Source organism: Microbacterium sp. KHB019, assembly GCF_037285405.1.
Classification (GTDB): Bacteria; Actinomycetota; Actinomycetes; order Actinomycetales; family Microbacteriaceae; genus Microbacterium.
In genome coordinates, this window is record NZ_JBBDHF010000002.1 from 387,165 (window position 1) to 407,172 (window position 20,008).

18 protein-coding genes are annotated in these 20,008 nt (G+C 69.2%); 11 read left to right on the forward strand and 7 right to left on the reverse strand.

Annotated elements, in window-relative coordinates; translation table 11 throughout:
• Window positions 1-36 precede the first annotated feature (36 nt).
• From KHB019_RS08270 to KHB019_RS08280, 3 genes are all read left to right on the forward strand, one after another.
• Window positions 37-1,077, forward strand: a complete 1,041-nt coding sequence (locus tag KHB019_RS08270; protein ID WP_230101927.1) for a substrate-binding domain-containing protein — start codon at window positions 37-39, stop codon at window positions 1,075-1,077.
• 77 nt (window positions 1,078-1,154) lie between these two features.
• Window positions 1,155-2,318: a Gfo/Idh/MocA family protein gene (locus KHB019_RS08275; RefSeq protein ID WP_337458635.1), complete on the forward strand. Its 1,164-nt coding sequence runs from the start codon at window positions 1,155-1,157 to the stop codon at window positions 2,316-2,318.
• Window positions 2,319-2,350: 32 nt separating this feature from the next.
• Window positions 2,351-3,355, forward strand: coding sequence for a sugar phosphate isomerase/epimerase family protein (locus tag KHB019_RS08280; protein ID WP_337458636.1), 1,005 nt, complete (start codon window positions 2,351-2,353; stop codon window positions 3,353-3,355).
• A 26-nt stretch (window positions 3,356-3,381) separates the two neighbouring features.
• Here KHB019_RS08280 and KHB019_RS08285 read toward each other — a convergent pair whose 3' ends face one another.
• From KHB019_RS08285 to KHB019_RS08295, 3 genes are read right to left on the reverse strand one after another with little or no spacing between them, the layout of a single operon-like run.
• Window positions 3,382-3,912, reverse strand: a complete 531-nt coding sequence (locus KHB019_RS08285) for a GNAT family N-acetyltransferase (RefSeq protein WP_325472273.1) — start codon at window positions 3,910-3,912, stop codon at window positions 3,382-3,384.
• A 4-nt stretch (window positions 3,913-3,916) separates the two neighbouring features.
• Window positions 3,917-5,407, reverse strand: coding sequence for a DHA2 family efflux MFS transporter permease subunit (locus KHB019_RS08290; RefSeq protein ID WP_290368235.1), 1,491 nt, complete (start codon window positions 5,405-5,407; stop codon window positions 3,917-3,919).
• Between the two features lie 54 nt (window positions 5,408-5,461).
• Window positions 5,462-6,148 (reverse strand): helix-turn-helix transcriptional regulator, encoded by a 687-nt coding sequence (locus tag KHB019_RS08295; RefSeq protein ID WP_230101706.1) that lies wholly within the window; start codon window positions 6,146-6,148, stop codon window positions 5,462-5,464.
• A 117-nt stretch (window positions 6,149-6,265) separates the two neighbouring features.
• Between KHB019_RS08295 and KHB019_RS08300 the strand changes: the two genes are divergently transcribed.
• From KHB019_RS08300 to KHB019_RS08335, 8 genes are all read left to right on the forward strand, one after another.
• On the forward strand, window positions 6,266-7,639 hold the full coding sequence (locus KHB019_RS08300; RefSeq protein ID WP_230101707.1) for an MFS transporter: 1,374 nt from the start codon (window positions 6,266-6,268) through the stop codon (window positions 7,637-7,639).
• Window positions 7,636-8,559: a sugar kinase gene (locus KHB019_RS08305; RefSeq protein ID WP_337458637.1), complete on the forward strand. Its 924-nt coding sequence runs from the start codon at window positions 7,636-7,638 to the stop codon at window positions 8,557-8,559. Before KHB019_RS08300 ends, KHB019_RS08305 begins: the two co-directional genes overlap by 4 nt.
• Before the next feature lie 10 nt (window positions 8,560-8,569).
• Window positions 8,570-9,172, forward strand: a complete 603-nt coding sequence (locus tag KHB019_RS08310; protein ID WP_337458638.1) for a bifunctional 4-hydroxy-2-oxoglutarate aldolase/2-dehydro-3-deoxy-phosphogluconate aldolase — start codon at window positions 8,570-8,572, stop codon at window positions 9,170-9,172.
• 5 nt (window positions 9,173-9,177) lie between these two features.
• Window positions 9,178-10,455: an amino acid aldolase gene (locus tag KHB019_RS08315; RefSeq protein WP_337458639.1), complete on the forward strand. Its 1,278-nt coding sequence runs from the start codon at window positions 9,178-9,180 to the stop codon at window positions 10,453-10,455.
• Window positions 10,455-12,128, forward strand: coding sequence for an N-acyl-D-amino-acid deacylase family protein (locus KHB019_RS08320; protein ID WP_337458640.1), 1,674 nt, complete (start codon window positions 10,455-10,457; stop codon window positions 12,126-12,128). The genes KHB019_RS08315 and KHB019_RS08320 overlap by 1 nt, the downstream gene beginning before the upstream one ends.
• Window positions 12,125-12,505, forward strand: a complete 381-nt coding sequence (locus KHB019_RS08325; protein ID WP_230101712.1) for a RidA family protein — start codon at window positions 12,125-12,127, stop codon at window positions 12,503-12,505. The genes KHB019_RS08320 and KHB019_RS08325 overlap by 4 nt, the downstream gene beginning before the upstream one ends.
• A gap of 84 nt (window positions 12,506-12,589) precedes the next feature.
• Window positions 12,590-13,453: a phosphoribosylaminoimidazolesuccinocarboxamide synthase gene (locus KHB019_RS08330; protein ID WP_230101713.1), complete on the forward strand. Its 864-nt coding sequence runs from the start codon at window positions 12,590-12,592 to the stop codon at window positions 13,451-13,453.
• 113 nt (window positions 13,454-13,566) lie between these two features.
• Complete coding sequence (locus tag KHB019_RS08335) at window positions 13,567-14,907, forward strand: uracil-xanthine permease family protein (protein WP_337458641.1); 1,341 nt, start codon at window positions 13,567-13,569, stop codon at window positions 14,905-14,907.
• A gap of 108 nt (window positions 14,908-15,015) precedes the next feature.
• Here KHB019_RS08335 and KHB019_RS08340 read toward each other — a convergent pair whose 3' ends face one another.
• The 4 genes from KHB019_RS08340 to KHB019_RS08355 are packed head-to-tail and all read right to left on the reverse strand — an operon-like array spanning window position 15,016 to window position 20,006.
• Window positions 15,016-16,737, reverse strand: a complete 1,722-nt coding sequence (locus tag KHB019_RS08340; RefSeq protein ID WP_337458642.1) for an acetyl/propionyl/methylcrotonyl-CoA carboxylase subunit alpha — start codon at window positions 16,735-16,737, stop codon at window positions 15,016-15,018.
• Window positions 16,734-18,404 (reverse strand): urea amidolyase family protein, encoded by a 1,671-nt coding sequence (locus KHB019_RS08345; RefSeq protein ID WP_337458643.1) that lies wholly within the window; start codon window positions 18,402-18,404, stop codon window positions 16,734-16,736. The genes KHB019_RS08340 and KHB019_RS08345 overlap by 4 nt, the downstream gene beginning before the upstream one ends.
• Window positions 18,404-19,204, reverse strand: coding sequence for a putative hydro-lyase (locus KHB019_RS08350; protein ID WP_337458644.1), 801 nt, complete (start codon window positions 19,202-19,204; stop codon window positions 18,404-18,406). The genes KHB019_RS08345 and KHB019_RS08350 overlap by 1 nt, the downstream gene beginning before the upstream one ends.
• 1 nt (window position 19,205) lies before the next feature.
• Window positions 19,206-20,006 (reverse strand): LamB/YcsF family protein, encoded by an 801-nt coding sequence (locus KHB019_RS08355; RefSeq protein WP_337458993.1) that lies wholly within the window; start codon window positions 20,004-20,006, stop codon window positions 19,206-19,208.
• Window positions 20,007-20,008 lie beyond the last annotated feature (2 nt).

Consider the following 20,008-nt stretch of genomic DNA (forward strand, 5'->3'; position numbering starts at 1 on the left):
GATGCATCACATTCAAGGAGGAAACACATGCACCGCATGCGCTCACGGAGCCTTCGCCCGCTCATGGCAGGCGCCGCCGCACTCTTCGCCGTCGGCCTTCTGGCCGGCTGCACCAGTTCAGGCGAGGAAGGCGACCCGGAAACCAACCAGGGAACCACCAGCGAGGAGAACGCCGCCAGCGGCGACACCGTCGTCATCGGCTGGTCGGGCCCCGAGGCCGATCACGGCTGGCTCGGCGCCATCAACAGCGGAGCCATCAACGCCGCCGAGGGCTTCGCCGATGTCGAGCTGCGCCAGGCGGAGGGAACGAACGACGCCAATCAGCAGATCGCCGCAGTCGAGAAGTTCATCAACGACGGCGTCGACGCCATCGTGCTGCTCCCGACGGATGGTGCCGCTCTCACCCAGGTCGCGCAGAAGGCCATGGATGCCGGCATCCCGGTCATCAACGTCGACCGCGAGTTCTCGAGCACCTTCGCGTCCCGCGCGACGATCCTCGGCGACAACTACGGGATGGGCGTCAGCGCCGGCACGTACATCTGCGAGCAGCTCGACGGCCAGAGCGATGCCGTGGTCGCGGAGATCGCGGGCATCGACTCCCTGCCGCTCACGCAGGACCGCTCGCAGGGCTTCAAGGACGCGCTCGACTCGTGCGGCCTCGAGGTCGGCCCGCGCGTCGCCGCCGACTTCACCGTCGCCGGCGGCGAGAGCGCAGCATCCCAGCTGCTCTCGGCCAACCCGGAGATCGACGCCATCTGGAATCACGACGACGACCAGGGCGTCGGCGTCATGGCTGCCATCGACGCGGCCGGCCGTGACGAGTTCTTCCTCGTCGGCGGCGCGGGCAGCGTCAACATGATGGACCTGATCAAGTCGGATGACAGCGTCATCAAGGCCACGGTCATCTACCCGTCCACGCAGGCTGCCGACGGCATCGCCCTGGCGCGACTGATCGCTCAGGACAAGACCATGAGCGACCTGATCACGCCGAGCGTCCCGTACCGCATCGTGCTGGACGCACCCGTGGTGACCAAGGACAACGTCGACGAGTTCATCAAGCTCGCCTTCGAGTCCTGACCATCATCTGCGGGGCGAGCGCCGTCGAACGCGCTCGCCCCGCACTGTATCTGACCGAGACGCCCCGGGGAGTAGAGATGACAACTGAGCTGCGTGTGGCCATGATCGGCCACGGATTCATGGGAGCGGCCCACTCCGTCGGCTGGCGCCAGGCTCCGGCCGCATTCGACCTGCCGATCGCACCGCGGATGGCAGTGCTCGTCGGTCGTGATGCCGAGAAGACCGCGGCCGCTGCGACCAAGTGGGGTTGGGCGGAGACGTCAACCGACTGGCGCAGCGTCATCGAACGCGACGACATCGACCTCATCGACATCGTCACCCCCGGCGACTCGCACGCCGAGATCGCCATCGCCGCGCTGGCGGCCGGCAAGCACGTCCTGTGCGAGAAGCCGCTGGCCAACTCGGTCGAAGAGGCCGAGGCCATGGAACAGGCTGCGCGGGATGCCGCGGCGCACGGCGTCCGTGCCATGGTCGGCTTCACCTACCGCCGGGTCCCGGCGGTCACCCTCATGCGCGACATGATCGCTTCAGGCCGCGTCGGCACGATCCGGCAGGTGCGCGCGAGCTACCGCCAGGACTGGCTCGCCGACCCTGAATCACCGATGACCTGGCGGCTCGACAAGGATCGCGCAGGCTCCGGCGCACTCGGCGACATCGGAGCGCACATCGTCGACATGACGCAGTTCATCACCGGTCAGTCACTCACCCGGGTCTCCGGCGTCATGGAGACGCTCGTCGAGGAGCGACCTGTGCTCGCCGAATCCGTGGGTCTCAGCGGCACTGCCGGCGCAGAGCGCGGCACGGTGACCGTCGACGACATCGCCCTGTTCATCGGCCGGTTCGAATCGGGCACCCTCGCCACCTTCGAGGCGAGCCGGTTCGCCACCGGACGCAAGAACGCGCTCGACATCGAGATCTCGGGCGACGCCGGTGCGCTGCACTGGAACCTCGAGGACATGAACGTGCTCGACTTCTACGACGCCACGCGCCCGTCCGGCGAGCAGGGGTTCACCCGCATCCTGGTCACCGAGCCGGAGCATCCGTACCTTGCGGGCTGGTGGCCCACCGGACATATGCTCGGCTATGAGCACGGCTTCTCCCACCAGGTGAAGGACCTCGCCGAGGCGATCGCCGCCGGCACTGACCCGCAGCCGACGTTCGCCGACGGACTCCGCGTGCAGCGGGTGCTCGACGCCGTCGAGCGCAGCGCGCAGGGCGGATCCGCCTGGACCGACGTCTGACCAAGAACCGAACGCACGAGAAGAGGACGACGATGTCACGACCGATCACCCTGTTCACCGGCCAGTGGGCCGATCTTGCCTTCGAAGAGGTCGCCAGGCTCGCAGGATCGTGGGGCTACGACGGCCTCGAGATCGCCTGCTGGGGCGATCACCTCGATCCCTGGCGCTGGGACGACGACGCGTACATCGCGGATCGCCTGGCGATCCTCGAGCGCAACGGGCTCAAGGTCTGGACGATCTCCAACCACCTCAAGGGGCAGGTGGTGTGCGACGACCCGATCGACGAGCGGCACCGCAACATCGTCTCGGACCGCGTCTGGGGCGACGGCGATCCTGAAGGCGTGCGTCAGCGCGCGGCGGAGGAGATGAAGAACACCGCCCGTCTGGCGGCCAAGCTCGGCGTGAAGACCGTCACCGGCTTCACCGGCTCCTCGATCTGGAAGTACGTCGCGATGTTCCCGCCGGCCACCGACGAGATGCTGGATGCCGGGTACCAGGACTTCGCCGACCGCTGGAACCCGATCCTCGACGTGTTCGACGAGGTCGGCGTTCGGTTCGCTCACGAGGTGCATCCCTCTGAGATCGCCTACGACTACTGGACGACCAAGCGCGCGCTCGAGGCGATCGGGCATCGCGAGGCGTTCGGGCTGAACTGGGACCCGTCGCACATGGTGTGGCAGGACATCGACCCCGTCGCGTTCCTCTGGGACTTCCAGGACCGGATCTACCACGTGCACTGCAAGGACACGAAGAAGCGACTCGGCAACGGCCGCAACGGCCGGCTCTCTTCGCACCTGCCCTGGGCCGATCCGCGGCGCGGCTGGGACTTCATCTCGACAGGCCACGGCGACGTGCCGTGGGAGGACGCATTCCGGATGCTGAACGCGATCGGCTACCAAGGCCCCCTGTCCGTGGAGTGGGAGGACGCCGGCATGGACCGGCTCGTCGGTGCTCCTGAGGCGCTGGAGTTCGTGCGGAAGCTGTCGTCGTACCGGCCGGCGGACGCCGCCTTCGACAGCGCCTTCTCGACGAGGTAAGCGCCTTCTCCACGCGCTGAGGCGCGCTACAGCTCGATCCAGTAGCGGCGCAGACGCGGGTGGCCCTGCTCGGCTGCATCCACCACGTCCTGAAGCACGCCACCGGCGCCCTCGATCGTGCGGTACGAACCGGGGTTGTCGTCGTCGCAGGTGAGCATGACGCTCTCGAGCCCGAGCTCGCGGGCGCGGTCCATCGCGAGCGCGAGGCCCGCGTGCGCGTAGCCCTGCCGACGCCGAGTGGGCCGCACCGAGTACCCGATGTGTCCACCGAAGTGGCGCAGCCATTCGTTCAGTTCGTGCCGCAGCGAGACGAAGCCGATGACGTCGCCTCCGTCGGTGATCCAGTAGAGGTCGTTGTGGACGCGGCCCTCCGGCGGGGCGACGCTCGTGTCGGCCATGCGCTCCGCATTCGCGACGAGCTCGTCGAAGCTCGCCCTGTCGCCCCGCGTCGGCGTGGTCATACCCGAACCGTCGATGTGGATGCCGCCGAACTCGTCGACCGCCGCAGCCCAGGAGTCGAACAGGTCAGCGGTGGGTCGGGTGAGTTCGATCGTCATGCTCTCAGCGTAGATGCGCCGGCCGACGCAGGAAGAGAACCGCGACGACGCCGAGGAGGATGAACACCGCCGGGAGCAGCATCGTCTGCGCCATGGCATCCGCGAACGGGCCGGCGACGACGTCCGGCAGGGCGCCTTCCCCGAAACCGCCTGACGCCTGGTCGGCACCGGGCAGGTTCGCGTCGAGCCTGCTCTGCATGAAGGCGGCGATCGCCGCCGATCCGAGCACTGAGCCGATCGTGCGCATCGTGTTGTAGATGCCGGCACCGGCGCCGGCCTGGTGCATGGGCAGGTCGCGGGTCGCGGTGGTCGCGAGCGGACCCCACATGCCGGCGTTGCCGAAGCCGAGGATCAGCGACGGAACCAGCATCCACAGGATCGGGGTGTCGGTGTTCATCATCACGGCGAACAGGAACAACGAGATCGCGACCAGCAGCAACCCGGGTACCAGCATGATGCGCGGGTCGATGCGGTCGAGCAGACGGCCGGCGAACGGCGAGACGATGCCGGCTGCGAGCGCCATCGGAATCAGCAGAAGCGCGGACTCGGTCGGGGTGAGTCCGCGGGCGAGCTGCAGGAAGAACATCAGGGGCAGGCCCTGCGCCGTGACGGTGAACCCGACGAGTGCGATCGTGATGTTCGACCAGGCGAAGTTTCGGTTGCGGAAGAGCCCGAGAGGGACGAGTGGCTCGTTCTTCGTTCGGGCCTGATACCAGAGGAACAGGGCGAGCACGACGACGCCGGCGATGATCAGGCTCCAGACCGAGATCGGTCCCCAGATCACACCCCAGTCGTACGCCTCGGCCTCCTGCAGGCCGAACACGATGAGGAACATCGCGATCGCACTGAGGAAGACGCCTGGCACGTCGAAGCGGTGCGAATGCGTCTCGAGCTTCGGGACCAGCATCCAGGCGAGCACGAATCCGACGACGCCGACGGGCAGGTTGATGAAGAAGATCCACTCCCAGCCGAGACCGTCGACGAGGAATCCGCCGGCCAGAGGACCGACGAGCATGGCGACCCCGGATGCCGCGCCCCACAGCCCCATCGCCGCACCACGGCGCTCGGGCGGGAACGTGCGGGTGATGACGGCCATGGTCTGCGGCGTGAGGAGCGCGGCGCCGAGGCCCTGGGCCGCACGCGCCCAGATGAGTCCGTCGAGGCTCGTCGACAGCCCGCACCACAGGGACGCCAGGGTGAAGATCGCGAGGCCGGCGAGGTAGATGTTCTTGGGGCCGAAGCGATCGCCGAGGCGCCCGGTGATCAGCAGGGGCACGGCGTACGCGAGCAGGTAGGCGCTGGTGACCCAGACGACGCGGTCGAGGTTCGGCGTGTCGGGGTCGAGCGCCGCCTTGATCGCGGGGTTCGCGACGGTCACGATCGTCGTATCGACGAGGATCATGAAGAACCCGATGACGAGTGCCCAGAGGGCCGGCCAGGGGCTGCGCTCCGGAGCCTGAGTGGATGCTGCGCTGGGTGCGGTGGCGTCGGTCACCCGGCAACGCTACACCCGTCGGCGGACACCGACGATCGAGCGGCAGGACCCGGGTCAGTTCGCGGCGCGACGAGCCTCGTCGAGGTACGCGTACGCCGTGACGCGCGAGATGCCCAGGCGAACGGCGATCGTCTCGACCGACTTGCGCATCTGCGTCGCCCCGCGCTCATCGAGCCTCTCGAGCACGCCGATCTTGTCGTCGCGTGTCATCTGCGAGAGCGGGCGTCCGACCTCGCGGATCGCCTCGGTGATCATGGTGTCCATGACAGAGACGAGATCCCGCCCGAAGTACTCGTCGGGCGAGGTGTTCGCCGCTGGCCCCTGAGCGGGCAGCAGGGCATCGAGCAGCGAACGCGCCTGCTGCATCGCGCTCAGATCGACGTTGATGCACAGGGCGGCGATGATGTCGCCGGCCCGATTGCGGAAGTACACGCTCGAGCAGCGCAACTCGCGCCCGTCATCGGTGAAGCCGCGGTACCCGAACGCGTCGTGGTCCTCCTGCCGATTGCGCAGGACCGTCAGTCCGAGACTGGTCGAGGGGCCGCCGACCTCACGGCCGGTGACGTGGCCGTTCTCGATCGCCGCGATCGTGTGGCCGAGATCGACGTCAGCGCCGTCGAGGTTGTGCAGCACGACTTCGCAGGCCGGCCCGCCTGCCGCCGCGATGGCGTGCATGACGGGGCGGAAGACTTCGAGCACCTCGGCCGCGCCCTCGTACGTGTCATGCGTCTGCGTTTCCACGTCTACCACTCTGCACCCCCGCTCCTCATCTGAACTAAATGTATCTCATCTAGACAATCTGTTCAGCCTGCGCTAGCTTGTGTCTGATCCACGATCCAGTTGAGTAAGGAAGCTCTCATGACCCGAGCGAGCACCCCCAGCGGACTCACTCCCAAGCAGCGGCGCACCATCGCCGGCGGTTCCATCGGCACGCTGATGGAGTACTACGACTACTACCTGTACGGCCTCGCGTCGGCCGCAGTCTTCCCCGCTGTCTTCTTCTCCAGCAACGACCCGGTCATCGCGCAGCTGTCCTCGTTCGCGACGTTCGCGGTCGGATTCCTGCTCCGCCCCGTCGGCGGCATCATCTGGGGCATCGTCGGCGATCGGGTCGGTCGCAAGGCCGTGCTCATGATCACCGTCGTCGGCATGGGCATCGCGACGACCGCCATCGGCCTTATCCCGCCGGACTACCTGATCGGCGCGACGGCCCCGATCCTGCTGATCGTCTTCCGGATGTTCCAGGGCTTCTTCGTCGGCGGCGAGATGGGCGGAGCGGCGACCATGGTCGTCGAGAACGCCCCCATCGGGAAGAAGGGCATGTACGGCGCATTCCTCATCAGCGGCGCCGGCATCGCCAACGTCGTCTCCGGCGGATTCATGGCGGCCCTCGGCCTCGGAGAGGGCTCCTGGTTCATCGAGTGGGGCTGGCGCATCCCGTTCGTGTTCTCGCTCGTGCTCGCGATCGTCGCCGTCATCCTGCGGCACAAGCTCGAGGAGTCCGACGAGTTCATCGAGACGCAGAACGAGCAGCTGGCCGCGGCGGGCAAGAAGGCCAACCCGCTCATCGAGGTGTTCCGGCATCCGAAGAACGCGATCATGGGAATCCTCATCGGCCTCCCCCAGTCGATCGCCGGGTACGTCGTCCTCACCTACGGTCTCAGCTTCATGGTCTCCGACCAGCACCTCCCCGCGTGGATGGGCTTCGCCGGCACCATGATCGTCGGAATGCTGCAGATCTTCGTCGCCCCGCTCTGGGGCGCGATCTCGGATCGCATCGGCAGGCGCACCGTCTACATCATCGGCTGCCTCGGCTTCGCCGCCATGGTCTACCCGACGTTCATGCTCTTCACGACCGGCAACATGTGGCTGATCTGGCTCGGCCAGATCCTCGGCTTCGTGGTGTTCGGCGTCGCCATGCAGGCGACGCTCTCGACGATGCTGGTCGAGATGTTCGACGCGGAGGCGCGCACCACCGGCGTGAACATCGGCTACCAGTTCTCGAACACCCTCGGCGGAGGCTTCGCACCGCTGATCTGCACCGCGATCGTCGCCGCGGCGGGCGGAGCCTTCTGGCCCGTGGTCGTCTACTCGGCGGTGATCGCCGTGGTCGGTGTGATCGCGACGCTCGCGGCATCCGTCCGCCCCGACCGCGAGGATGCCGGACGCCTGCACGTGCTGGCAGCGACGCAGAACATCCCCACCGTCAAGGCGAAGGCCGCATCCCGATGACGGCCACGCAGTCGCCCCTGATCGCCCCGCGTCTGATCACGCTGGGCGAGACGATGGTGATGCTCACGCCTGGGCGCGGGCATTCGCTGGCGGCTGCCGCCGAACTGCAGGTGCACGTGGGCGGCGCCGAGTCGAACGTCGCCACCCACGCCGCCGCTCTCGGCATCGACGCGGCGTGGGTGAGCGCCGTCGGCGCCGATGTGCTCGGCGACCGCGTGCGCGACGCCATCGCGGCGCGCGGCGTCGACGTCACGTGGGTGCGCACCGACTCGGGCGCACCCACCGGCGTCTACTTCAAGGACCCCGGTCACGGCGTGCTCTACTACCGCGCAGGCTCCGCGGCATCGCGCATGACGCCGGATGCCGTCGCCGAGGTTCCGCTCGAAGCCGCCGAGATCGTGCATATCTCCGGCATCACACCCGCACTGTCGCCGACCTGCTCCGACCTCGTCGACACGGTCATCGATCGAGTCGGAGCAGGCTCCGGGCGGCTCAGCTTCGACGTGAACCACCGCGCGGCCCTGTGGGCTCCGGGCGAGGCTGCTCCGACGCTTCTGGCGCTCGCGCGCCGTGCCGACATCGTGTTCGTCGGCCTCGACGAGGCGCAGACCGTGTGGGGATGCGAAACGGTGGAGGACGTGCGCGAGCTGCTGCCCGAGCCGGCGCGACTCGTCGTGAAGGACGGCGACGTCGGCGCCAGCGAGTTCGCAACCGAGGGTTCGCAGGACTCCACGACGTTCGTACCAGCCATCCCGACCGAGGTCGTCGAGCCGGTCGGCGCCGGTGACGCGTTCGCCGCCGGCTATCTCGCAGCCCACCTCGGCGGCGAGGACGCGGCGGGCCGCTTGAGCGCCGGGCACGCACGCGCACACCTCGTGCTCCGTTCGACGAGCGATTTCGTCGCAGACAACATCCAGTGAAAGGGCGATCATGACCGACAACTCCTCCTTCCGCGACCTCTTCGGAGAGGTGCCCCTCATGGCGATCCTCCGCGGCATGGGCGTCGAGCGCAGCCTGGCCGTCGCGACGACCGCGTGGGACCTCGGGATCACGGCCGTCGAGGTGCCAGTGCAGACGCCGACCGACGTCGAAGCACTCCGCGTTCTCGCGGACGCCGCCGCCCCGCGAGGTCTGCGCGTCGGCGCCGGGACCGTCGTCTCTCTCGAGCATGTGCGCCAGGCCCGCGATGCCGGCGCCGCCTTCACCGTCAGCCCTGGCTTCGATGCCGAGATCGTCCGCGCCTCGCACGAGGCCGGCATGCCGTCCCTCCCCGGCGTCTCGACGGCGACCGAGGTTCAAGCTGCGGTGAAAGAGGGCCTGACCTGGCTCAAGGCCTTCCCGGCGTCGCAACTGGGCACGGGATGGTTCGGCGCGATGCGCGGCCCGTTCCCCGGCGTCACGTTCGTGGCGACCGGCGGAATGGATGCGACGAACGCACCCGCCTACCTGGATGCCGGCGTTCGTGTGGTCGCCGTCGGCTCGGCGCTCGAAGATCCGGAGCAGCTGCCCGCCCTCGCGAAGCTGCTGGGCTGAGCGCCATGATGAACGATGATCTGCTGCACGCCAGCGATGTCCTGACTTCCACCGACAAGGGCATCCCGGAGCGCGCGATCGGCATGACGATCGCCGACTTCGTCGCCACGAGGCCCCGACTCGACGAGTTCTGGACACCGCTGGTCGTCCTCGACGACAGCGCCATGCACCACAACGTCGCCACGATGGCAGCCTGGTGCGCTGACCGTGGACTCGAACTCATGCCGCACGGCAAGACCACGATGGCCCCGACGCTCTGGCAGCGCCAGCTCGATGCCGGCGCCGCCGGGATCACGCTGGCCACGATGGGCCAGGTCCGCACAGCGCGCAACCTCGGCGTCTCATCGATCATGCTCGCGAACAGCGCTGTCGACGAGCGCGCGCTGCGCTACCTGGCGGGTGAGCTGCAGGACGAGTCCTTCCGCTTCCTCTGCTGGGCCGACTCGCTGCAGACCGTCGACGCGATGGACCGCGCTCTGCGTGCCGCCGGCGCCCCCCGGCCGGTGGACGTGCTGGTCGAGCTCGGCGCCGAGGGGGCCCGCACCGGAGCGCGCACGATCGAGGCCGCCACCCGAGTGGCGGAGCGGATCGCCGCGACCTCCACCCTGCGGCTCGCCGGAGTCGCAGGCTATGAGGGCGCCCTCGCGCACGACCGCAGCGACAACGCGCAGCACGTGGTGCGCGAATACCTGCAGTCGCAGGTGCGGCTGCACGAGAGCATCCGCCGCCTGTACGGGCCGGGCGAGATCTACATCACGGCCGGCGGCAGCGCCTATTTCGACATCGTGGCCGAGGTGTACGCCGAGGCCGGCGCCGGCACGGACCCGAGCACGCACTTCACGCTGCGCTCCGGCGCGTACATCGTTCACGACGACGGCTTCTACCGGCAGATCTCCCCGTTCGACGAGGCGCGCGCCTCCGCCGATGCCCCGCGGCTGCGCACCGCCATGCACGGGATCGCTCGAGTCGTCTCGCAACCCGAGCACGGGTTGGCTCTCGTGGACGGAGGCAAGCGCGACTTCCCCTACGACGAAGGCCTCCCGATCCCCCGGCAGACGGCAACCGAGCTCGGCGAGCAGTGGCGCGCGCTCGACGGCGCGACGGTGACGGCATTGAACGACCAGCACGCGTTCGTTCGGATGCAGGGCGACCTGGCTGTCGGAGCCGTCGTCGCACTCGGCCTTTCGCACCCGTGCACTGCTTTCGACAAGTGGCGCGTGCTGCCCGTCGTGGACTCCTGGGACTCCGGCGTCGTGACCGACCTGGTGCGCACGTACTTCTGATGACGGACGCAGCGATCCGCGGGGCATCCGCCCGTGTCGTCCTGCGCGGCGGCACGATCGTCGACGCGTCCGGCGAACGACGCGCCGATGTCGTGATCGAGGGCGCATGCATCGTCGCCGTGGGCGAGGCGGCATCTCAGGCCGGTGACACGGTGGTCGACTGCACCGGTCGGCTCGTGATGCCCGGCTTCATCGACGCCCATTCGCATGTCGACGGTCTGCTGCACGACGAGAGCGTGCAGCGGTCGCTGCTGCGTCAGGGTGTGACGTCGGTCATCACCGGGCAGGACGGCGTCTCGTACGCACCGGGCGACGGCGCGTACGCCAGCGAGTACTTCGCCGCCGTGAACGGCCCCCACCCGACGTATTCGGGCAACGGCGTCGCCGGCTACCTCGCCGCAGCGGACGGCACCTCGCGCGTCAATGCGGCATACCTCGTACCCGCCGGCACCGTGCGATTCGAAGTGTGCGGTCGTGCGCAGGGGCCAGCCGACGACGAACACCTGGAGGCGATGTCCGCGCTCGTGCGCGAAGGAATGCGCGACGGGGCCGTCGGGCTGTCCACGGGGCTCGACTACGTGCCGGGAATCTTCCAGGGCATCGACGAGATCGCCGCGCTCTGCGCACCGGTCGCCGCGGCCGGTGCCGTCTACGTCAGTCACATGCGCGGCGGCTACGAGGCGAACTCGGCAGCCGGGATCGACGAGATCGCGGCGATCGCGCGCGGCGCGGGAGCCCTGGCGGGCGCCGAGCTGCGCGTGCACGTGTCGCACTTCCATGCCGAAGCCGACATCCTCCTCGCGCAGCTGGACGAGCTCGCGGCATCCGGCGTCGACGCCACCTTCGACGCGTACCCGTACATCCGCGGCTGCAGCCTGATGAGCATGCCGCTGCTGCCGCCGGAGCTCTCTGCGCAGCCGGTCGACGACGTCCTGCTGGCGCTCTCCGATCCCGCGGAACGCGATCGGCTGCGGCGCGACTGGTTCCCCCGCGTCGCGCGCAACCCGAGCCTCGGCCCCGACTGGCCGCGCATGATCTCGCTGTCGCACCTGTCGGCACCCGAACTGTCCTGGGCCCACGGCCTCACCCTCGCGCAGGCTGCCGAGCGCGCCGGGGTCGACGTCATCGACTTCGTCCTCGACACCCTTCTGGCATGCCGGCTGCGGGCGAACGTGATCATGGCCGTGCGGTACGACCGGCCGGTCGCCGAGCTCGCGCGCATCTTCGCCCACCCAGGACACGTCGGAGGGTCCGACGGCATCTTCATCGGAGCCCATCCGCACCCGCGTGCGCGAGGCGCCTTCGCACGCTTCCTCCGCGAGTTCGTGCGCGAGAGCGCGACATGGTCGTGGTCGGATGCCGTGCAGCACCTGTCCGCGGCGCCGGCCGCCCGATTCGGCCTCGGCCGACGCGGCGCGATCGAGCCCGGCTCGGTGGCCGACGTGATCGTCGTGGATCCGGATGCCGTCGCCGACGCCGCCACGTACGAGCAGCCGCTGCGGGACTCCGTCGGCATCGACGACGTCTTCGTGGCCGGCATCCAGGTGCTGTCGGCCGGCGAACTCGTCGGCGCGGCATCCGATCTCGACACTCCCTCCCTCGAACTTCCCGGGCGCGGCCTGCGTCGGGCGGAACCGGACCATCACCCATCCACAGAACGGAGCATCACATGAGCAAGACCGCTGTTCACACCACCAACGCACCCCAGCCGGCGGGCCCCTACAGCCAGGGCGTCCTCGCGAACGGCTTCTTCTACACCGCAGGTTTCGGCCCGCAGGACCCGGCCACCGGTGCCGTCGCCGACTCGGTCGCGGAGCAGACGCGTCAGGTGCTGCGCAACGTCAGTGCCGTGCTCGCCGAGCACGGGCTCACGCTCGATGACTGCGTGAAGTCGACCGTTCACCTCGCCGATCTCGCCGACTTCGCCGAGTTCAACGAGGCGTACAAGGAGTTCTTCTCCGAGCCGTACCCGGTGCGCACGACCGTCGGCTCGCAGCTGGCGAACATCCTCGTCGAGATCGACGTGGTCGCCGCTGTTCCCCAGGCGTAGTGCCGTGCGTTGCGGGTGCCGGGCGCGCTTCCGGCGTCCGCAACGCTGGTCGGGCACGACCACGTCAACCGGGATAATGGGCGCATGAGCACTCCCGCGATCATCCCCGGCTGGCGTCATCTCTACTCCGGCAAGGTCCGCGACCTCTACGCCTCCGAGGACCCGGCTGACACGCGCATCCTCGTCGTGGCATCCGATCGGGTCAGCGCCTTCGATTTCGTGCTCTCCCCCGGCATCACCGACAAGGGCGCGCTGCTCACGCAGCTCAGCCGCTGGTGGTTCGAACAGCTGAGCGAGTACCCCAACCACCTCGTCGATGGCGAGATCCCGGCCGCCGTCGCCGACCGCGCCATGCTCGCGCAGTCTCTCGAGATGCTGCCGATCGAGTGCGTCGTACGCGGGTACATCACCGGTTCGGGCTGGGTCGAGTACCAGGAGAGAGGCACGATCTGCGGCATCCCGCTGCCGGTGGGCCTCGAGAACGGCGACCGTCTGCCCGAACCGCTGTTCACGCCCGCCTACAAGGCGCCCATGGGCGAGCACGACGAGAACATCGGGTTCGATCGTGTGGTCGAGCTGGTGGGCGCGGAGCGCGCGGCCGAGCTGCGCGACACATCGCTCGCGATCTACGCACGCGCGGCATCCATCGCGGAGGAGCACGGCCTCATCCTCGCCGACACCAAGTTCGAGTTCGGCACGGATGCCGACGGCACGCTGCGTCTGGCCGATGAGGTGCTCACCAGCGACTCGTCACGGTACTGGGATGCCGCCGCGTGGGAGTCCGGTTCCACGCCCTCCGAGCGGATGGCGTCGTTCGACAAGCAGATCGTGCGGGACTGGTTGGCGTCGAACTGGGACAAGCAGGGCGAGCCGCCGGTGCTGCCGAAGGAGATCGTCGAGCGCACCGCCGACCGGTACCGCGAGCTCATCGCGCGCCTGACCGCGTAAGCGGGTTGCCGCGGGGTGCCGCGGGCTCGCCGCGCTCACTGCGCGCCCGCGCACAGCGAACCCCCAGGAATCGGTAGTGTGTCTCCGACCCGAAAACGAAGAGGAGCACCCGTATGCCGGTGTGGAAGATTCATGGCGACGGTCGCAACGTCGCCCCTGGGAAGGTCGTCCGACCCGAAGAGCGGCTGAGCTGGCCCGCGACGTTCGCGATCGGCGCTCAGCACGTCATCGCCATGTTCGGCGCGACGTTCCTCGTCCCGATCATCACCGGATTCCCGGTTTCGACGACGCTGCTGTTCTCGGGTGTGGGCACGCTGCTGTTCCTGCTGCTGACGCGCAACCGCCTGCCCAGCTACCTCGGCTCGTCGTTCGCGTTCCTCGCCCCGATCACTGCGATCAACGCCGGCCAGGCACTCGAGTCGCCGCAGCAGATCGCTCAGGCTCTCGTCGGCGTCGTGGTGGTCGGCGTGCTGCTGGCGGGAATCGGCTTCCTGGTGCAGGCGGTCGGCGTCCAGTGGATCGACCGGTTCATGCCGCCGGTGGTCGCAGGGTCCATCGTCGCGCTGATCGGCTTCAACCTGGCGCCCGCCGCCTGGAACAACTTCACCCTGCAGCCGGAGCTCGCCTCGGTGACGCTCGTCGCGGTGATCCTGTTCAGCGTGCTGTTCCGCGGATTCCTCGGACGAATCTCGATCTTCCTCGGCGTCATCGTCGGTTACATCGTGGCGATCTTCACCGGACAGGTGAAGTTCACCGGCATCGACGAGGCGGCCTGGATCGGCCTGCCCGACTTCCACCTCGCCGGCATCACCGACCCTGCCGCCTGGCTGTACGTGCCGATGTTCCTGCCGGTCGTGCTCGTCCTCATCGCCGAGAACGTCGGGCACGTCCGGGGAGTGGCCACCATGACGAACGACCCGTCGATCAACAAGCACACCGGCCGCGCACTCGTCGCGGACGGGCTCGCGACCACGCTCGCCGGCGGCTTCGGCGGATCGGCGACGACGACCTACGGCGAGAACATCGGCGTGATGGCCGCCACCCGCGTCTACTCGACCGCGGCGTACTGGGTGGCAGGCGGCGCTGCGATCCTGCTCGCCTTCTCTCCGAAGATCGGCGTGATCTTCAACTCCATCCCGCCGGGAGTGCTGGGCGGCGTGACCACCGCGCTGTACGGCCTGATCGGCGTCATCGGCATCAAGATCTGGGTCGACAACCGCGTGGACTTCTCCCGTCCCGTCAACCAGTACACGGTCGCGGTGTCGTTCGTGATCGCCGTCGGCGGCTTCGCGATGAACTGGGGTGCGTTCCAACTCGGCGCCATCGTGCTCGGCACGGTCGCGGCGCTGCTGATCTACCACCTGGGCAACGCGATCGCCAGGGCGCGCAAGACCGGTGCGGACGACGGCGGGCCCATCCCGGCCGTCGGGCCGTTGGGCGGCGACCCGGAGTAGGCACGATCCGGGTTCACAACTCCTCAAGAGAACAGCGCGATCGGCGCTCCGAGGACAGAAGCATCGGTTCCGGGCCGATTCTTGAGGAGTTGTGAACGACGTGCCGCGTCAGGCGATGCGGCCGAGCACGGCGTCCACGCTGACCATGTCGCCGACGGATGCCGTGTGCGACAGCGTTCCTGCGCGGTGTGCGGTGACCTGGGTCTCCATCTTCATGGCATCCAGAACCGCGACCGCATCCCCTGCCTCCACCTCTGCGCCGTCGTCGACGAGCCACCGCACGAGGCTGCCGGGCGCGGGCGCCCGCAGGTCGGCCGGATCGGCGGATGCCGGTTCCACAGCCGGCCCACCCGATGTCGAAGAAGAAGCGAACCCGCGCAGCAACGCTGCCGGAACCCCGAGCACCACGCGCTTCCCGTCGATCTCGACGCCGAAGCGCTGCATGCCGGCATCCTCGAGCGGTGCAGGACGCAGCTGCGGTGCGAGGCGCGGAAGCAGAGTCGATTCGATCCACTGCGTGTGCACGCTGAACGTGTCGGTGGCGAACTCCTGCTCGTCCACCGCGAGCCGGTCGAACCCGATCACCGTCGCGGGCCCCTCGATCTGAAGCTCCCGCAGCGCGCGGCGCGCGCGCACCAGCGCGGCATCCCGCGAATCGGCGTGGACGATGAGCTTCGCGATCATCGAGTCGAACGCGGGCTGCACGGCATCCCCGGCTTCGATGCCGCTGTCCCAGCGGACTCCCGGCCCGCCCGGAACGCTCAATGACGTCACGAGCGCGGGGCTCGGCAGGAACCCGCGCCCCGGGTCCTCCGCGTTGATGCGGAACTCGAACGCGTGGCCCCGCGGCTCGGGCGTCGACGTGAACGATGGTCCGTCACCGGAGGCGATGCGGAACTGCTCGCGCACGAGGTCGACGCCGGTGACCTCCTCGGTGATCGGATGCTCGACCTGCAGCCGCGTGTTCACCTCGAGGAACGAGATCGTGCCGTCGGCGGCGAGTAGGAACTCGACCGTCCCGGCGCCGCGGTACGAGACGTCGGCGCAGATGCGCCGCGCGGCCTCGTGGAACTCCGCGCGCTGCTCGGGCGTGAGCCCCGGCGCCGGCGCCTCTTCGATGAGCTTCTGGTTGCGGCGCTGCATCGAGCAGTCGCGGTCGCCGACCGCGACGACGCCGCCCTGCCCGTCGCCGAGCACCTGAACCTCGATGTGCCGCGGGCTCTCCAGGAAGCGCTCGACGAAGCACTCACCCCGTCCGAACGCGACGATCGCCTCGCGCGTCGCCGCATCGAACGCCTCGGCGACCTCGGAGAGCTCGCGCACCACCTTGATGCCGCGCCCGCCGCCGCCGTATGCGGCCTTGATCGCGATCGGCACGCCGTGCTCCTCGGCGAACGCGACAGCCTCGGCGGGACCGGAGAGCGGCTGGTCGGTGCCGGCGGCGAGCGGAGCGCCCACCTTCTGCGCGATGCGGCGGGCGGTCATCTTGTCGCCGAGCGCGTCGATGCTATCGGGCGCAGGTCCGATCCAGGTGAGCCCGGCATCTTCGACAGCGCGCGCGAACTCCGCGCTCTCGGACAGGAACCCGTATCCGGGATGCACGGCATCCGCGCCCGACGCGGCGGCGGCCTGCAGAAGGGAGGAGATCGACAGGTAGGTTTCAGCGGCCGTCGCGCCGCCCAGCCCCACGGCCTCGTCCGCGAGACGCACGTGCAGCGCCTCGGCGTCCTGGTCGGCGTAGACGGCGACGGAGGTGTACCCCGCCTCGGCGCACGCGCGGATGACGCGCACGGCGATCTCGCCGCGGTTGGCGATCAGAACCTTGTTCATGACTGTCCTTCTTCGATGCGGAAGCGGATGCGGGCGCCGGGGGGCAGCTGGGCTGCGAGATCCAGGCAGCGGTCGGTGAGCGCGCCGATGATCGGGTAGCCGCCGGTGAGCGGGTGGTCGGGCAGGAAGAGCACGGGTTGCCCGTCCGGCGGCACCTGGATCGCGCCGGTCACCGCACCCTCGCTCGGCAGTTCACCGGTGGTCGCGCGCTCGAGCGGCACGTCGCCCTGCAGCCGGATGCCGACCCGGTCGGAGCGCGGCGTGACCGACCACTCCTGCGCCGTGAGCGCGTCGATGGCGGCTGCCGTGAACCAGTCGTCTCGTGGACCGAGCGTGATGTCGAGCTCGACAAGATCGCCGGATGCCGGCAGGTCGCGCGGCTGCGGGTCCGGATCCACGGCGGCCACCGCCGCATCGCCGACCTCGAGGACGTCGCCCGCGGCGAGCGCGGCGGGACCGAGCCCGGCGAGCGTGTCGCTGGATCGACTGCCGAGGGCGGATGCTGCGTCGATGCCGCCTCGAATACCGATGACGTAGCGCAGCCCGTGCGTCGGGTGGCCGAGGGTGAGCTCGTCGCCGGAGGCAGTGGCGAACGGGATGCCGTGCGGGATGCTGCGCGCGTCGCCGTCTGCGTCGGTCAGGCTGAGATCGCCGACGGCTCCGGTGACGACGGCGACGCCCTCACCATGGAAGCGCAACGTCAGCCCGCCGACGCTCTCGAGCACAGCCGCTCCGCGGTGGTTTCCGACAGCTCGGTTCGCGTCGCGCATTGCTGTGCGGTCGGCTGCTCCGGATTCGGAGACTCCGAGGGCCGCGTGGCCGGGGCGGCCGAGGTCTTGGACGAGCAGCTGCAGTGACGGCCGGACGACCTCGATGGAGGGAGCAGGCTTCGACTCCCCAGTATCCGCGTCCGCACCGAGCGGAGCGATGGATGCCTCTGGCCGAGCTGGCATCGGGTCTGGCGGGAGCACGCCGGAGGCGTGCGGGGGCATGTCTCGGCCGGAGGCATCCATCGCGGAGACGTCCCGAGGCATCCCTTGCGCAGCGCTCCCCGTGACAGTTTCATGAACAGAGATGAACCGCACCGAGGTCCCCGGCGCCAGCAGCGCGGGCGGGTCGCGGTCGATGTCCCACATGACGGCATCGGTGCGTCCGATGAGCTGCCACCCACCGGGGCTCTCCCGCGGATACACCCCCGTGAAGGCTCCGGCGAGCGCGACCGACCCTGCCGGCACGCGCGTGCGCGGCGATGACCTCCGCGGAACATCGAACAGCGGATCGCTGCTGACGACGTACCCGAAGCCCGGCGCGAAGCCCGAGAAGGCGACCTGCCAGTCGGCGGCGAGGTGCCGGCTCACGAGCTCATCCGCCGAGACGCCCAGCAGCGAAGCCGCTTCGGCGAGATCCTCGCCGTCGTAGTGCACCGGGATGGTGACCTCGCGCGTGTGCGGGACGTGCTCCGCATCCACCGCGGTCGCCGACAGCACCGAAGCGAGATCGCGCGCAGACGTCCGCACCGGATCGAAGCGTACGAGCACGGTGCGTGCACCGGGGATGCGCTCGACAATGCCGGGGATGCCGTCCCATGCGAGGTTCAGGCGCATCGCCTCGTCGAGGTCCGCCGCCTCAACGAGCAGGGACCGGTCGGATGCCGTGAGGATGCGCATCAGACGATGTACTCCGCGTCCGGGACGTCGGTGATGAACATGAAGCCGGGTGCGTGGGTGACGGCGAAGGGGGGCTTGGACGCCATGATCGCCGCCTGCGGGGTGACGCCGCAGGCCCAGAACACCGGGACCTCGCCGTCGCGCAGCTCGGGGGCGTCTCCGAAGTCGGGGCGGGACAGGTCGGCGATCCCGAGCGACGCCGCATCGCCGACGTGCACCGGAGCCCCGTGCACTGCGGGCGTGCGACCCGAGATCTGCACGGCATCCGCCACTCGCCCGGCCGGGATCGGACGCATCGACACGACCAGCTCGCCGCGGAGGCGCCCTGCGGGGGTGCAGTCGATGTTCGTCCGGTACATCGGCACGTTGCGGCCGAGCTCCTGATGACGGATCGGGATGCCCGCCTCCACGAGTCCTGTCTCGAACGTGAAGCTGCAGCCGATCAGGAACGCGACGAGGTCTGGATGCTCCTCCCACGCGTCGCGTGCATCGGTCTGCTCGGACACGAGCTCGCCGTCGCGCCAGATCCGGTATGCGCCGATGTCGGTGCGGATGTCGCTCCCGGGAGCGAGTGCGGATTCGACGGCACCCTGCTCGATGACATCGATCACCGGGCACGGCTTGGGGTTCCGCTGCGCGTAGAGCAGCGTCTCGAAGGCCCAGTCGGCCGGCACTGCGATGAGGTTCGCCTGGGTGAGCCCCGGGGCGACACCGCTGGTGGGCTCGGCGAGTCCTTCGCGGTAGGCGGCACGAGCCGCCCGCGCGGAGGCGAGCTGGTCCGGGGAGGCGAGGACCGACATGTCAGACTCCAGCGAACGGTGTCGTTGAAGCGAACGGTGTCGTTGAGGCGAACGGTGCGATCGTGATGCCGGCGTCCTGCAGCATCCGCTTCGTCTCGGCGGCCATTGCGATCGAACCAGGGCTGTCGCCGTGCACGCAGATCGACTGCGCGTCGACCCGCACGTCCGTGCCGTCGATCGCACGGATCACTCCCTCGTCGGCGAGCCGCACCATGCGTTCGGCGACCGCGGCGGGGTCGTGCAGCACAGCGCCCTCCTGCGTGCGCGAGACGAGCTGGCCATCCGGCTGGTAGGCGCGATCGGCGAATGCCTCGGCGGCGACGGCGAGCCCGGCCTTCGAGGCCACATCGAGCACGACGCCGCCGGCGAGTCCCAGCAGCACGAGGCTCGGGTCGATCGCCCTGATCGCCGCGACCACGTCCGCCGACTGCCGCTCATCGCGGGCGATCGTGTTGTACAGCGCGCCGTGCGGCTTCACGTAGGCCACGCGACCGCCGACGGCCGATGCCAGCCCGATCAGGGCACCGAGCTGGTACTCGACGTGGGCCTGAAGGGTCGGGGAATCGATCTCGACGTTGGTGCGGCCGAAGTTCTCGTAATCGCGGTAGCCGGGGTGGGCGCCGATCACGACCCCCCGCTGGACGGCCGCGGCGAGCGTCTCCCGGATGCCCTCAGGGCTCCCCGCATGGAAGCCGCACGACACGTTCGCGCTGGTCACGATCTCGAGCATCGCCGCATCGTCGCTGACGACGCGATCGGCGACGTTCTCACCGAGGTCGGAGTTCAGATCGATGGTCGGCATGG

Excerpts from the sequence above, each read along its gene's own strand:
- KHB019_RS08270 (WP_230101927.1), top strand. The coding sequence starts at position 37 with ATGCGCTCACGGAGCCTTCGCCCGCTCATGGCAGGCGCCGCCGCACTC.
- KHB019_RS08275 (WP_337458635.1), top strand. The coding sequence starts at position 1,155 with ATGACAACTGAGCTGCGTGTGGCCATGATCGGCCACGGATTCATGGGA.
- KHB019_RS08280 (WP_337458636.1), top strand. The coding sequence starts at position 2,351 with ATGTCACGACCGATCACCCTGTTCACCGGCCAGTGGGCCGATCTTGCC.
- KHB019_RS08285 (WP_325472273.1), bottom strand. The coding sequence starts at position 3,912 with ATGACGATCGAACTCACCCGACCCACCGCTGACCTGTTCGACTCCTGG.
- KHB019_RS08300 (WP_230101707.1), top strand. The coding sequence starts at position 6,266 with ATGACCCGAGCGAGCACCCCCAGCGGACTCACTCCCAAGCAGCGGCGC.
- KHB019_RS08305 (WP_337458637.1), top strand. The coding sequence starts at position 7,636 with ATGACGGCCACGCAGTCGCCCCTGATCGCCCCGCGTCTGATCACGCTG.
- KHB019_RS08310 (WP_337458638.1), top strand. The coding sequence starts at position 8,570 with ATGACCGACAACTCCTCCTTCCGCGACCTCTTCGGAGAGGTGCCCCTC.
- KHB019_RS08315 (WP_337458639.1), top strand. The coding sequence starts at position 9,178 with ATGATGAACGATGATCTGCTGCACGCCAGCGATGTCCTGACTTCCACC.
- KHB019_RS08320 (WP_337458640.1), top strand. The coding sequence starts at position 10,455 with ATGACGGACGCAGCGATCCGCGGGGCATCCGCCCGTGTCGTCCTGCGC.
- KHB019_RS08325 (WP_230101712.1), top strand. The coding sequence starts at position 12,125 with ATGAGCAAGACCGCTGTTCACACCACCAACGCACCCCAGCCGGCGGGC.
- KHB019_RS08330 (WP_230101713.1), top strand. The coding sequence starts at position 12,590 with ATGAGCACTCCCGCGATCATCCCCGGCTGGCGTCATCTCTACTCCGGC.
- KHB019_RS08335 (WP_337458641.1), top strand. The coding sequence starts at position 13,567 with ATGCCGGTGTGGAAGATTCATGGCGACGGTCGCAACGTCGCCCCTGGG.
- KHB019_RS08340 (WP_337458642.1), bottom strand. The coding sequence starts at position 16,737 with ATGAACAAGGTTCTGATCGCCAACCGCGGCGAGATCGCCGTGCGCGTC.
- KHB019_RS08345 (WP_337458643.1), bottom strand. The coding sequence starts at position 18,404 with ATGCGCATCCTCACGGCATCCGACCGGTCCCTGCTCGTTGAGGCGGCG.
- KHB019_RS08350 (WP_337458644.1), bottom strand. The coding sequence starts at position 19,204 with ATGTCGGTCCTCGCCTCCCCGGACCAGCTCGCCTCCGCGCGGGCGGCT.
- KHB019_RS08355 (WP_337458993.1), bottom strand. The coding sequence starts at position 20,006 with ATGCCGACCATCGATCTGAACTCCGACCTCGGTGAGAACGTCGCCGAT.